Source organism: Moorena sp. SIO1F2 (genome assembly GCF_010672755.1).
Taxonomy (GTDB): Bacteria; Cyanobacteriota; Cyanobacteriia; order Cyanobacteriales; family Coleofasciculaceae; genus Moorena.
This window is the reverse complement of the sequence record NZ_JAAHFV010000204.1, coordinates 1-11,512: the sequence shown is the minus strand read 5'-3', so window position 1 is coordinate 11,512 and position 11,512 is coordinate 1. Positions and strand designations below refer to the sequence as shown.

Here is an 11,512-nt window from a genome sequence, read left to right as displayed (position 1 = left end):
CCTTTTGGCCAAGGTTGTTCACCCAAGGCGATTCGGTGTAGGGTAGGTTGAACGCGATTGCGTGGCCTTTTGGCCAAGGTTGTCGGTCAGAATGCAGAATGGTGAATTTAGAATGTAGAATTCCAAATTCACCATTCTGCATTCTAAATTCTAATAGTGACCTTGACCAAAGCCAATTGCCATGGTATTTATAGACTACCAATTGGTGTCAGAGTATAGATTAATCGTCAGCTGTTCATAACCTGCAGGTACAGCAGTGATACAAGAACAAACAGTCGGTCCATTTTCTATCTCTACCTCACAGGCATGACAAGAACCCATCAGGCAACCTGTGGCAATGAACACACCAGCACGTTCAGCCACCAAAAGGATGGTTTCTCCGACTTCGGCCTCAACTGTTACATCATCTGGTAGAAAGCGAACGCTCACACTCATGTTTGATTAGTCATTTAATTTATTTGTTTATTGTTAATTAGTTGAATTTTTAATTAATAATTTTACTTAACCATTTTCCATTCTCAATTTTACTTTTTACTTTTGACAATAATAATCTGATAGTTAACAGTCTAAGACCTTAAAATCGGGGTTAAATCAAGATGAGATTCGATAGTATCAGCCAGTGAATTCAAAAGCGCTTCTCGTTGTTCCCGATAGTTGACAACCCCAGTAGGGAGAGAAGGTAGCCCTCGTCTGGAGCGCAGTTGATTCAACCAGGAACGTCGCCAAGGACTATTGTCAAACATGCCATGGAGATAGCTGCCCCAAATTGATTGATTCACGTCAACAATGCCCAAACCATGGTCATCGAATAACGCTCGATAAGCAGATTTATTATCTCCCATCTCCGCCTCAAGCAGTCGCGAACGCCCCTGATGAATTTCGTAACCGGTAATGGGTAAGCCAACTTGGGGATAATTGGAGGTCACCATCCGCTGACGGGCAACTTTGCCACTGGTAATCAAGGTTTTTAAGGGCAACAAGCCTAATCCTGGATGACGTCCCTGTTTACCCTCTAATCCATCGGGATCAACTAGGGTTTTGCCTAGCATTTGGAATCCCCCACAAATTCCCAAAATTGTCCCACCTGAGGCAGCGTAGTTTTGAATTTGCTCAGCCATGCCACTTTTTTGGAGTACCATCATGTCCGCAATGGTAGTTTTTGTCCCTGGGAGAATCACTGCATCTGGATATCCCAAGGTTTCGTTTGGTGACAGATATTTCAAAAAGACGCTGGGTTCAGCTTCGAGGGGGTCAAAATCAGTAAAGTTAGAAATTCGAGGTAAACGAATTACTACGATAGTGACTTCCTTATTGGACTTGTTCCTGGTGTTGCGATCTAGTAAGTCAAGGGAATCTTCAGCGGGAAACAGTATATCAATCCACGGAATAACTCCAACGACAGGAATACCAGTGCGTTCTTCTAACCATTTTATCCCGGGGTCCAAAAGCGATCGCTGACCCCTAAACTTATTAATCACGACACCTTTAATCAAAGCTCTCTCCTCTGGTTCGAGGAGTTCGAGAGTACCGATTACCTGAGCAAAAGACCCTCCACGGTCAATATCTACCACCAGCAAGGTGGGAGCTTTGAGGTACCGCGCCACTCGCATATTGGTCAAGTCGCGGTGCTTGATATTAATTTCTACTGGGCTACCAGCTCCCTCGCACACGACTAAATCAAACTCATTGGTTAAACGTCGCAGTGATTCTTCAATCACCTGCCAACCCTTATCAAAGTACTTTTCGTAGTACTCCCCAGCACTAACCTTCCCTACGGCTTTACCCATAAGAATGACCTGGGAGGTCATGTCACCTTGGGGTTTAAGTAAAATTGGGTTCATTTCCACACAGGGAATGACACCCGCAGCCCAAGCTTGTACTGCTTGGGCATGTCCAATTTCTCCGCCATTAGGTGTCACATAGGCATTTAGAGCCATGTTCTGACCCTTAAAGGGACAGACACGCCAGCCTTGTCGCGAAAGAAGGCGACATAGAGCTGTGCTTATCAAGGATTTTCCTGCGTGGGATGTAGTACCCACCACCATAATCGCTTTCATAATTCAGGGTTAGGGCGTCAGAACTAGCCTAGATGATCAATGAATTGAGATATCACCCTGTCACCAACTTGATTTAAACCGACAATCTTAGCCAGCGATTCAAGGTATGATCGAGTCGATCTGATAGTGAGGGTGGAGGTAAGGTTTCTCCAAGCCGTTCCCACTTTTCTAACAACTGACGACCCAAAGGTGTCAGTCGAAAACTATCCGTAATTCCCTGACCGTCTACTTCTCGACGTAATACACCCACTTGAATCAACCACATTAAATCGCTTTCTACTGCCAATTCCGACCTAGGGCGCGTTGTGTAGTTTCTCTCCACACCTTCAAGACCTACTATAGATAAGAGTGGAACACTGCTAGAACGCATCGCTGCCAATAGAGGCATTTGGAATGGCAAACAGCGCATTGCTTGCTCTGCACGCTTAGTAGTTCGGTCAGGATATTGAATAGGCTGGCTACCTTGAGACTGAATTGAAGTTCTTGCCACAGTTACTAAATCTCAGAACTATACTGACCGCCGATTATTTCTATATTAAGGTTTTTTTGACATTAGAGGCCAACCTCTGGTGGTTTACTCTAGAAATTTTGGAATTTATTCAAGACCCAGGCAAAACTGGGCAACAAACGCGCTTATGTATAATGATGCTTAAAGAGAAGGCACCCTAAAAGTCGAGTTACTAGGTAAGTCGTATTACTGTAAACTTTATACATAAGTTCAGTATATTTCTATAGGAAACAAAAGTTATGGCTCTTCAAGTTGGCATGGATGCACCAGCATTTACTGTCAAAGACGACGAAGGCAATACCGTTTCACTGTCCGACTTTGCGGGGAAAACTGTAGTGCTTTATTTTTACCCCAAAGACGATACTCCCGGCTGCACCAAGGAAGCCCAAAGCTTTCGGGATAACTACACTGAGTATCAAGGTAAAGACATGGTGGTACTCGGTGTCAGTATGGATGATGAGGCATCCCACAAACAATTTAAGGAAAAGTATGGTCTGCCTTTCACCCTGCTAGCAGATACCGATGGCGCAATCACCAAGGCTTATGATGTTGATGGTGGCGGTTACTCCAAGCGCGTAACCTACATTATCAACGGCGAGGGCAAAATTACTCACGTTGATGAGACGGTAAAAACTGCTACCCACGCTCAAGATATCTTGACAGCCATGGGCTAAGCTAAGTCAAAAGCCTCAAACTTCGTCTAAATTTTTGTGAATTTGGGCGAAGTCATGACTATTTATATAATCTCTATTTATATAATCAAGAAACTAACCCATCCCCTTGGTGCTGGAGCTGTTAGGTCCTCGTGAGAATCCTGCTAGTAGAAGACGATGAAGGTATTGCCAAAGTGGTAACGGCAGCGCTAGCTAGTCAACATTATCAGGTTGATCTAGCTACAGATGGGGATGAGGGCATAGCACTAGCAGAGATATTTAAGTATGACTTGATTTTGCTAGATTGGATGCTCCCCAAGCTCACGGGGATTGATTTGTGCAAGCAGCTGCGAAACGCACGCGATCGCACTCCGATTATACTCCTCACTGCCCAAGACACCAGCACTAACAAAGTCGAAGCTTTAGACGCAGGAGCAGATGATTATTTAGTCAAGCCCTTAGACATACCTGAATTATTAGCCCGAATTCGAGCAGTGCTGCGCCGCAGCAGCACCCCCCTACTCCCTGTGCTTGAGTGGGGATTGCTCGAACTTGACCCCAGTAACTGCCAGGTCAGCTACGATCAGGAACTATTACATCTGACACCTAAGGAGTATGGTCTATTAGAGCTGTTTTTACGGAATCCCCACCGCATCTTTAGCCAAAGTTTCCTGCTAGATAATCTCTGGTCTTTTGAAGAACCCCCTACAGAAAATGCCGTTAGAGCTCATATCAAAAGTTTACGGCGGAAACTCAAGGAAGCTGGAGTCAAAAATGATTTAATTGAAACCGTCTACGGCTTGGGGTATCGGCTCAGACAACTGCCTGAGGAAGGTTCAGGTCAAACAAAGACTGAGAAAAACAAAGGCAAAAAAGTAGCTAAAAAGACACCATCTAACCTGAAACAATCAAAGAGCAAGAGTGATAGTTCCGTTTCCCCAGTCCCTAAGGCTCAATCCGAAGAACCAAAGCAATCAGGACTAAGTGCCATTTGGGAGCAGCAGAAGTCAAAGTATATCAAGCGGCTCAATGTATTGGAGCGGGCGGTGACGGATTGGCGAGATGGTAATCTTACCGGAAAGTTGCGACAGGAGGCTTTAGGGGAGGCACACACCCTAGCCGGTTCCCTCGGTAGCTTTGGTTTTGATCAAGGCTCTCTCAAATCCCGTGAGATTGAGCAGATATTGCAATCTGGGAAAAAAGCTAGTGAGGAGGTAATAGCACATCTGTCTCAACTAGTGGTAGAACTACGACAAGAACTAGAGACCGAGGATAACCTTCCAAAACCTACTCAAAGTCAACCACTCCGGATTACCAACTCCCGATTCCCGATTCCCCACTCCCCACGACTATTGATTGTGGATGATGATGTAAAACTAGCGCAAGGGTTAGCCTCAGAGGTAGCAGCCTGGAAAATGCAGGTTGAGGTGGCCGGTGATATATCTCAAGCCCGAAAAGCAATTGCTCGTAACCGCCCCGATGTGGTACTGCTAGACTTGTGTTTTCCTGAATCAGCGGGAAATGGTTTAGAGCTGTTAGCAGAACTGAAAACAACTCAGCCCCCTGTGCCTGTGGTAGTACTTACGGTTAAAGAGAGTTTTGCTGAACGAGTCAAAGTGGCTCGTTTGGGGGGACGGGGTTTTCTTCAGAAGCCTGTAGCACCTCAAAAGGTGATGGATGCGATCGCTAAAGCCTTGCAACAATCTGGTCCACCACAGGCAAAGCTATTGATTGTTGACGATGACCCTCAAATCTTGGATCATATACGCACTGTGCTAGAACCTTGGGGATTCCAATTGACTTTACTAAACGATCCACAACAGTTCTGGGAGACCATAGAGCAGTGTACTCCCGATTTACTGATTTTGGATGTGCAAATGCCGGAATTTAGCGGTATTGACCTGTGTCAGGTGGTACGCAATGACCCTCGCTGGGGTGAGTTACCGGTGCTGTTTCTCTCAGCTGCTCAAGATGCTGAAACTGTGCAGCAAGTGTTTATGGCAGGGGCAGATGATTACGTACAAAAACCAATCAAGGAACCAGAACTTTTGGCTCGGGTGTTGAATCGCATTGAGCGCAGCCAACTAAGACTTAGTATGATAGCACAGAAGAATCAAATGTTGTCAGATAAATAAATAACTATGGTCAGTTAGTGGACATAGAATTTGGAGATCGGACATAGTAGAGTTGATCACATTTTATTCACAGTTGATGGTTAACGGTTGACTGTCAGCAATCATGTCAATTGTCAACCCGATTATGATCAATTTCTTTGACTATCTCCTATTTGCCGAAACGTTTATTCCCCAAGGTAACTGCTACCTTGGGCAGCCTAACGTGATCTGGCTGCACCTGATCAGTGATGCTCTCATTACCCTAGCCTACTATTTGATTGTCATACTGCTAGTCTACTTGATTAGGCAGCGGCAGAATCTGCCTTTCAAGGGACTATTGATGTTGTTTGGGGCGTTTATTATTTGCGGTGGCACCACTCACCTGATGGAACTATGGACCGTTTGGGATCCAGCTTACTGGCTATCAGGCTCTATTAAAGCAATTACAGCTATAGTTTCTGTCTACACTGCCATAAAATTATACTCTATTATACCTCGAATCCAAAATTCACCTAGTCTGGCTGGACTTGAGCAGCTCAACCAGGAGCTAAAATCTCAAATTGAAGAGCGTATTTTAGCAGAGCAATCCTTACGGCAACGTGAGCAACGCTGGCAATTGGCACTACAGGCAGCTAATCAGGGAATTTGGGACTGGAACCCCAAAACCAATGAAACCTTTGTATCCAGCCGATGTAAGGAAATGCTGGGGTATGATGAAAGCTACGACATCGGAAACTATAACCATCAATGGCGGACACACATCCATCCCGATGATTTAGACCAGGTGATCAAAGCCATGGAGGATCACTTAGCCCAGAAAACCTCCTATTATGTTCAAGAGTATCGCTTACGGTGCAACAACGACAGTTACAAATGGATTCTTGACCAGGCACAAGCACTTTGGAATGAAGCAGGTGATCCAGTGCGAGTGGTTGGCTCAATTACGGATATTAGCGATCGCAAGCAGACAGAAGAAGCATTTCAAGAAAATGAAAAGGCGCTGAAGTCCAACGAAGAGCGGCTCCGAGCAATTATGAGTTCTCTTCAAGACGTGGTGTGGTCAGTATCACTGCCTTCTGGGATACTGCGCTATGTTAATATAGCCTTCGAGCAAGTTTACGGTCGCCCAACTTTCGAGCTATTTAGCGATCAAGACAACTTATGGCGACAGTTTGTTGTGCCAGAAGATTTTGATCCTGTTGATAAGGCATGGCGAGCTGTTCAAGAAAACCGTCGTCAATCGTGGGATTTAGAATATAGAATTCAGCTCAGTAATGGAGAAATTCGCTGGCTGAACGATCGCGCTCGTGTGGTTAGGCGTGATAATGGCACCTCTGTACATCTTCACGGCATCACTACGGATATCACGGAGCGTAAACAGCAAGAAGCTCAACTGCAACAACTCAATCGAGAATTACAACAACTCAATCGAGAATTAGAAATTAGGGTTCAACAGCGCACAGCTGCTTTACTCGAAAGCGAACAACGATTCCGCTCGTTGTTTGAATCTGCCCCAGATTTTATCCATATATTAGATACTCAGGGCATGATTGAGCAAGTGAACCCGGCTGTCATCCAGCAGTCGGGTTATGCTGAATCAGAATTGATCGGTAATCGCTTAGAAGAGTTCTTTACCCCCACATACCAAAATATTTGCCAGCAACAGTTTCCAGTTTTACTGGAGCAGGGAACCCATCGTCAAGAAATTGAGTTTGTCTGCAAAAATGGGACTGTTCTTACCACAGACTCCTCCTACTCAGTGGTTCATGATACCCAAGGAAACATTAGCTATATCTTAGTGTTGCAGCGAGATATTAGTTCACGCAAACGATTTGAAGAAGAACGTACCCAGTTAATTGCTAGTTTACAGGAATCAGAGCGACGGTGGCGCAGCCTTCTCGAAAATGTGCGACTGGTGGTGGTGGGACTAGACCGAGAGGGTAAAGTGGAGTATGTCAATCCGTTCTTCCTAGAATTGACTAGGTACACAGAAGCAGAAGTTTTAGGCAAGGACTGGTTTGAAAACTTCCTGCCCAATTACCAGCAACAGTCAGTACAGCAATACTTCCAGGACATCCTAGAGCCAGACTTTAAACCTCACTATCAGCACTCGATTCTCACCAAGTCAAAGCAAGAAAAAATCATTGCTTGGAATAATACCCTACTCCAAAATCTCCAGGGAGAGGCAATTGGCACCATGAGTATTGGGGAAGATATTACTGAGCGCTACGCTATTGAACGGATGAAAGATGAATTCACGTCCGTGGTCAGCCACGAACTCCGTACCCCCCTAACGTCAATTCATGGTGCCTTGAACCTGTTATCAACTGGTCTAATTCAACCTCAGTCTGAACGAGGACAGCGTGTGATTGGCATTGCCGCTGATAGTGCTGAGCGTTTAGTGCGACTAGTTAACGATATTTTGGAGCTGGAACGTCTGGAATCTGGTAAGATCCGTTTGTCGAAGCAGCCAGTGAATGCAGCTGAGTTGATGGTTAAAGCTGTTGATCAGGTGCAGGTGATGGCTAATCGAGCTGGGATTAAATTGGAAGTCTCGCCCCAAGCCATTGAATCTGAAATTGAATTCGAGGCTGATAGCGATCGCATTATTCAAGTCATAACCAATTTACTCAGCAATGGGATTAAATTTTCAGACAGAGGTTCTAGCCTATGGTTAACTGTAGAACTCCAACAGCCAGAGGAACCAGAAAGAACCTCACCCCCTGACCCAAACAGTGCCACGATCTTGTTTACCGTTAAAGACCAGGGCCGGGGAATTCCGGATGACAAACTTGAAAGTATATTTGGCCGTTTTCAACAGGTTGATGCCTCCGATGCCCGTAAAAAGGGAGGGACGGGTTTAGGGTTAGCGATTTGCCGTAATATAGTGGAGCAGCACGGAGGCAAAATCTGGGTTGAGAGTACTGTTGGTGAAGGTAGCAGTTTTTATTTTACCTTACCAGAACAAACAGCAGCAGCAGAAGGTGGGAAAGATGACAACTAAGCGCATTTTAGTGATTGATGATGATGATGGGGTTCGAGAAATCATCCAATTTTCTCTAGAAGCAGCAGCAGGGTGGGAAGTGTTGACAGCTGATTCTGGTAAAGAGGGATTAGCTAAGGCTGAGGCAGATCAGCCTGATGCGATTCTGCTAGATGTAATGATGCCCGAGCTAGATGGACCGGCTACATTTCGACAGTTACAAGCTAATGCAGTGACAGCGGATATCCCAACAATTTTGCTAACCGCTAAAGCTAGGAGCAGCGAGCAAAAGCAGTTTCTAGATTTGGGGGTAACTGGAGTTATTACCAAGCCGTTTAAACCTATGGAATTGGTCGAAGAAATCCAAGGGATTCTTAATTGGCTCGATTGAGCTATCGCAGTGCTAGGTTTTATTGAAACTCCCAAACCGGCAGCAAATCATCAGGAACTGGATTAGGATTAATTGCTGCTATAGCAGTTCTCAATTGGGTGAGGTAAAAAGATTCCATAGCACTCACCTCTGATATCTTACCGATTAGCCATAAGTTAGCACCCTACCCAATAGACCTCTTGCAAAAATAACTAAGCAATCATTTTGGATAGCTTCTAAGTCAATTTTGACACCTATTCCCTATTCCCTATTCCCTATTCCCTGACAACTGCCGCGAAGTCTAATCACAATCTCTTCACATTTGCGCCCTAATTTCTATTTTTAGGTAAGGTAAATAGATCTTGGGTTGAACTTCGGGGTATGGGTATGATTTTTTCAAACAAAGGTAGCAGTTCCAGTAATTGTTCCAACGCCACTCCTTTGGAGCAATTATCCCTGAGTCCCACGATCAGTCCTAGGATCGATTTAGCTTATCCTCACCACCCAGAGCACCAGAGGAGACAAACCTTCACACCAGTTGTCCTGGGTATCAAGAGTTTGCCCTTGACCAAGGAACGAGATCTGGGTACCAGCCAAGCCCAGGACTATGAGTCATACATCGGATTAGCTGTGGATGTATTTCAGAGTCAAGACTCAACATTTATCAAATCTCTTAAAGACTTTCTGACTGTTTTACCCAGTCCCACTTATATTGAGCAAGTCTTACTGGCAGCGGTTTATCGACTACCAGAGATTAACCTTGATGCTTGTCAGTGGCTATTGCGTCATCCCGATTATTTGATGCCCGAACTTGACTTAGTGGCAGTAGCGATGACTGTCGCAATCAAGAAGCTTCAGGAGCAAGGGTTAGTGTTGGGTCAAGATTTTAGCGTTGAACCAAATGGTCAGTTATATCTCAGTACTCTGGCCAAAGATAAGTTATGGTTCGGTAGCTCAACTAGCGATCGCCTCTTGCTAGAACAGATTCTGCAAGTTGGGGATTAATCTTGATCATGAATTTATAGAGGCTGGAGCGATGAACAAAACAATTTTATTAATTGAAAATGATAAACTGTTGCGCTCAAATTTTTCAGATTTACTGGAATTAGAAGGCTTTAATGTCCTTACTGCAGAAGATGGTTGGCTCGGGTTAAATTTAGCTAAAGTTATCCGACCTGATTTAATTATTTCTGAAACTAATATACCATCCCTTGATGGGTATGAGCTTCTACAGATATTACGAGATAGGTTAAATACAGCGAAAACACCGTTTATATTTCTAACCAGTGATTCCAAGGAGGATGGCTATGCTCGAGCTAAGGAACTGGGAGCCAATGATTATCTAACCAAACCTGTAGAGAGTCAGGAAATATTAGCAGCAATTAATCAGCAGTTAAGAATACTTCCATTGACTTAAAACAGGGCTTAAAATACGCTATATATTGATTAATAAACCGGTGGACAATAACCGGTTGGCAAAAGGAGTGTAAACTATGGGTAAAACCCTTGTTCACGTAACTACATCGATAGTGATTAAAGAAATTGAAAACGTCTTAGCAACGTATCCGGAGTTTCCCTATCAATACATGTTTTACCAGTCTAACATACGCGAGGATTTAATTGCTTATGTCCTTAGCAGAATTCCGAATCATTACGAAGTTATAGACAATAGTGAAGCATCATCAAAAAGCCAAGAATTACACCAGTTATCCTCAGAGCAGAAGCTGTATTTAGAAAACTGGATTCACACAGGAATCTATAATTTATTTCATCTAATGGGAAACTACAGCTGGGATAATTACCCGATGCCCCAAACGTTTACCTCAAGGTCTATCTCCTCTAATTTCTGAGCTTGATATCCGACAGTTTATATCATAAAATAGCAGTTCTCAATTGGGTATTGAGAACTGCTATAACATCTATGGTATGACCTGTAAATCAAATGATTAACTGAACTTGATATCAATCGTGATCCAAACCTGATGCAAAATGTCTAAGATTATCAGTAACTTTCGCTAACTCCAGACGTAGCAGGCTGGTTTTCTCGATATTGGTTTTCTGGAGATACTACTTGGGGATTGCGCAACCGTTCCAATTGTAAACGCCGAAACTCAGAAGCAGCATCGTCTAGTCTCTGAGACTGTCCCTGATTGAACTGATTGATGTCAACTGTACCCAATTGGGCATTATGGATTAAATCAAAAGCGTTGAAACCACTGTCTCCAAACCCCCCAAACGTGTCTTGCTCGTTAGGATTATTAAAATTTTCATCCGCTCGAATAGTACCTATACTTTGGGCAGTAGCGGACCCGTGCAGTAACGCTGTAGTAATGCCAAGGGCTACACTCAATACAGCTACAGTAAAAACAGATTGGTTGCTGATTGTCATGGGAATCCCCCCTCAATGGATAAATCTCACTGGTATTCTGCTATAGATTTATATATAGTTAACCTGAGTTAACCTGCACAGTTAACCTGCACAATTGTTACAGGTTCATTTTGGACGGTTGACGCGACCCTGTCAATAGTCAACCATCCAGAAAAAGCGATGAGTTAATATTGATTCTTTCACGGGATCCTAGGGCCTTAGCCCTAGGAAGAATAATTACAACCGGCGGCTGAGTAGTGGAGAAATTGCGAGTAATACGACTGTGCTAAAACCAAGCAATACCAACAGGGATTGGCCAAAGGTAATAGATGCCCAGGGAGCCTGCATCACAATACTACCAACAGACCAGTCATTGTGAAGATAGAGATAGCGAATTGGTTCAATGGCATAGCTGAGGGGGTTGAGACTGGCTACTACCTGTAACCATTTGGGCATGAA

11 protein-coding genes and 1 pseudogene are annotated in these 11,512 nt (G+C 44.2%); 7 read left to right on the top strand and 5 right to left on the bottom strand.

Annotated features, from left to right (window positions below):
- Nucleotides 1–195: 195 nt before the first annotated feature.
- The 3 genes from F6J94_RS21540 to F6J94_RS21530 all read right to left on the bottom strand — a co-directional run bounded on the left by F6J94_RS21540 (nt 196) and on the right by F6J94_RS21530 (nt 2,547).
- Nucleotides 196–435, bottom strand: a complete 240-nt coding sequence (locus tag F6J94_RS21540; protein ID WP_075895508.1) for a 2Fe-2S iron-sulfur cluster-binding protein — start codon at nt 433–435, stop codon at nt 196–198.
- Between the two features lie 131 nt (nt 436–566).
- Nucleotides 567–2,057, bottom strand: a complete 1,491-nt coding sequence (gene cobQ / locus F6J94_RS21535) for a cobyric acid synthase CobQ (protein WP_075895506.1) — start codon at nt 2,055–2,057, stop codon at nt 567–569.
- Nucleotides 2,058–2,130: 73 nt separating this feature from the next.
- Nucleotides 2,131–2,547, bottom strand: coding sequence for an Npun_F0494 family protein (locus F6J94_RS21530; RefSeq protein WP_293020857.1), 417 nt, complete (start codon nt 2,545–2,547; stop codon nt 2,131–2,133).
- 257 nt (nt 2,548–2,804) lie between these two features.
- On the opposite strand from F6J94_RS21530, the gene F6J94_RS21525 reads away from it, so the two are divergent.
- The 7 genes from F6J94_RS21525 to F6J94_RS21495 all read left to right on the top strand — a co-directional run bounded on the left by F6J94_RS21525 (nt 2,805) and on the right by F6J94_RS21495 (nt 10,535).
- The gene (locus F6J94_RS21525) at nt 2,805–3,239 is read left to right on the top strand and encodes a peroxiredoxin (RefSeq protein ID WP_293020858.1); all 435 of its coding nucleotides are present in this window, start codon (nt 2,805–2,807) and stop codon (nt 3,237–3,239) included.
- 131 nt (nt 3,240–3,370) lie between these two features.
- Nucleotides 3,371–5,353: a response regulator gene (locus tag F6J94_RS21520; RefSeq protein ID WP_293044014.1), complete on the top strand. Its 1,983-nt coding sequence runs from the start codon at nt 3,371–3,373 to the stop codon at nt 5,351–5,353.
- A gap of 103 nt (nt 5,354–5,456) precedes the next feature.
- On the top strand, nt 5,457–8,336 hold the full coding sequence (locus F6J94_RS21515; RefSeq protein WP_293044012.1) for a PAS domain S-box protein: 2,880 nt from the start codon (nt 5,457–5,459) through the stop codon (nt 8,334–8,336).
- Nucleotides 8,326–8,706: a response regulator gene (locus F6J94_RS21510; protein ID WP_293044010.1), complete on the top strand. Its 381-nt coding sequence runs from the start codon at nt 8,326–8,328 to the stop codon at nt 8,704–8,706. The genes F6J94_RS21515 and F6J94_RS21510 overlap by 11 nt, the downstream gene beginning before the upstream one ends.
- 366 nt (nt 8,707–9,072) lie before the next feature.
- Nucleotides 9,073–9,690 carry a hypothetical protein gene (locus tag F6J94_RS21505; protein WP_293044008.1) on the top strand — a complete coding sequence of 206 codons (618 nt, stop codon included), beginning with the start codon at nt 9,073–9,075 and terminating at the stop codon, nt 9,688–9,690.
- A gap of 31 nt (nt 9,691–9,721) precedes the next feature.
- Nucleotides 9,722–10,102, top strand: coding sequence for a response regulator (locus F6J94_RS21500; protein WP_075905905.1), 381 nt, complete (start codon nt 9,722–9,724; stop codon nt 10,100–10,102).
- 76 nt (nt 10,103–10,178) lie between these two features.
- Entirely contained in the window at nt 10,179–10,535 is a 357-nt protein-coding gene (locus F6J94_RS21495) for a late competence development ComFB family protein (protein WP_293044005.1), read from the top strand.
- A gap of 152 nt (nt 10,536–10,687) precedes the next feature.
- On the opposite strand, the gene F6J94_RS21490 is transcribed toward F6J94_RS21495, so the two are convergent.
- Together F6J94_RS21490 and F6J94_RS21485 are read right to left on the bottom strand one after the other, a co-directional pair.
- Nucleotides 10,688–11,074, bottom strand: a complete 387-nt coding sequence (locus tag F6J94_RS21490; protein WP_293044003.1) for a hypothetical protein — start codon at nt 11,072–11,074, stop codon at nt 10,688–10,690.
- 216 nt (nt 11,075–11,290) lie between these two features.
- A pseudogene (locus F6J94_RS21485) lies at nt 11,291–11,512 on the bottom strand (ABC transporter permease); the annotation flags it as partial.